Raw genomic sequence first — 2,185 nt, forward strand, 5'->3', positions numbered from 1 at the left:
AAGATAAATGGCAATTTAGGGTGGAAATTTTGGAAGTCAGTTACTGGTACTACCAAAATCGTTTTGCCGGAAAGTTTTGAAGAATTAAATATAAAAATAACAGCAGCGAATTTTGCTTATGTTTACCATATTTTAAGAAAGCATTTAACAACAAGTGACGAAAATTTTTTACAAGGTTTTGATAATGGAAATACAAATTATTGTAATGTAATTATTACCAAAACAAATCTTCAACCAGGTTCGTTTCTTGCAAATGGAGTAGATTATACTCGTAGTTCTGCGTGTTCTGTCTACTATAGGTAGCACTGTTTATCCATTAGCTTGATGATACCTATATATGTTATAAAACTTAAATTTTTATGGTCATGTAAATTAATCCTTTTTTACTAATACATAGGCACGAATCGTTATATCTTGAGCGGTAGTATAAGAATTATATATACTCATTTTACAGTGTTATTGCTAAAACCCATTAGTGTTACTTGAGCAAACCAATCTGTGCTATATGCAACTGCTATAACAGGTATATACCCTGATGGCAATATATATGATACCACGGTATTTGTAGAATAAAATGGACCCTGTGAAGTCACGTTGTTTATGATGGTTTCCGTGCATCTTACGACTTTAAACATTTCAGATAAATTGCTTTACAGTACTGTTATCGCATTTTATATAGCATTAATTTATATAAGCCATATGAACTACGAGTTGTAACTGTTTGACCCTTTTTTACAGGTACGCAGACATATGCTTGATTATCTGTATCATACATACTCAGACCTACTACAATACCATCTATTAATACATTAGCTCTGGCTCCCTGTGAGTTTGATTGTACCCATCCAATCATCCAGCAATTTTCCGTAGCAACATAAGTTGCGCCTCTGGTATTAATGGTTGTAATAACTTCGCTATAATCGGGAAATCCAATTCTACCAATTAAATTGCCATTTATCTAAGTAAAGGTGTTCCCTCCTGGTATAATGTTATAAAAAAAATCAGGAGGTAGGGTGAATGGTTGAACAGGTGATTTCTAAAGTACTGATGGAGATGATGGGGAAGGGAATTGATGAACTGAAAGCAGTTCTCTATTGTGTGCTTTCAGGGTATGACATTTCAGAAAAAAGTACGGAGCTGCAGAGCGTTGATGAAAGTTGGAAGGAGGAATTAGGAGCGTTTCTTGTGCGGAAACGTGTAGAAGGGCGTTCGGACGGGACGATAGAACAGTATAACTTACATCTTAGCCGAATGCTCCGATACATAAATAAGCCGGCAAAGGAAATAACAGAATCAGATTTATTTATGTATATATCCATGTACAAAAAGCAAAGAAATGTATCTAGTGTGTATCTGGATAATATAAGGCTGGTGTTTAGCTCTTTTTTCGGCTGGCTGAATAATAAGGGATATATTGCAAAAAATCCGGCAGCAGGACTTGACCCAATAAAAGCGGAAAAAAGGATAAAAAAGCCTTTGTCTGATACAGAGCTAGAGACATTAAGGCGCAAGTGCGTAATTAAAAGAGATATTGCCCTCATAGAATTTTTATATAGTACAGGCGTCAGGGCATCTGAATTGATTGCACTTAATAGGCAGGATATAGATTTTAACAGCATGGATGCGGTTGTGTATGGGAAAGGGGCAAAAGAAAGGGAAACTTACTTGAATGCAGCTGCTTGTATGCACCTAAAAGAATATCTTAACACGAGGACAGATGGAAATGAGGCGTTATTTGTAAGTCTGAAAGCACCACATGACAGATTAACTGTATCAGGTGTAGAGGAAATATTGCGAAGGCTTGGGAAGGCTACTGGAATTGAAAAGGTGCATCCGCACCGTTTCCGTAGGACAATGGCTACAAATATCCTTAATAAGGGGATGCCAATAGAGGAAGTGAAGGAGATTTTAGGCCATGCGAAGTTAGATACAACTTTGATATACTGTCAGGTAAATAAAGAAAATGTAAAGCATCATCACAGAAAATACATGTCTGCATAAAAAGGGAAATTAGAATATTAAAATGAGGCTTGCTATTCAGCAGGTCTTTTTGTCGTTCATAAAAATAATTTAACTGAAAGGGGGAGAATTACAGGTGATGAAATAGTAGTCGAAAGATAAATGGCAATTTAAAATTTAAAATACAAAACATATCGCTTTCATCTGTAACAATAGGTACAAACCA

At 35.6% G+C, this 2,185-nt stretch carries 2 protein-coding genes; both read left to right on the forward strand.

All coding sequences use genetic code 11. The features are described from left to right. Positions 1–303, forward strand: a 303-nt coding sequence (locus tag D5281_RS24640) for a hypothetical protein (RefSeq protein ID WP_160562493.1), incomplete at its 5' end; no start/stop codon positions are given. Between the two features lie 714 nt (positions 304–1,017). Continuing rightward, the gene (gene xerA / locus D5281_RS24645) at positions 1,018–2,001 is read left to right on the forward strand and encodes a site-specific tyrosine recombinase/integron integrase (RefSeq protein ID WP_160562494.1); all 984 of its coding nucleotides are present in this window, start codon (positions 1,018–1,020) and stop codon (positions 1,999–2,001) included. The last annotated feature ends 184 nt before the right edge of the window (positions 2,002–2,185 follow it).

Source organism: Parablautia muri, assembly GCF_009917485.1.
In the GTDB taxonomy this organism is placed as follows: domain Bacteria; phylum Bacillota; class Clostridia; order Lachnospirales; family Lachnospiraceae; genus Suilimivivens; species Suilimivivens muri.

Excerpts from the sequence above, each read along its gene's own strand:
- xerA (WP_160562494.1), top strand. The coding sequence starts at position 1,018 with ATGGTTGAACAGGTGATTTCTAAAGTACTGATGGAGATGATGGGGAAG.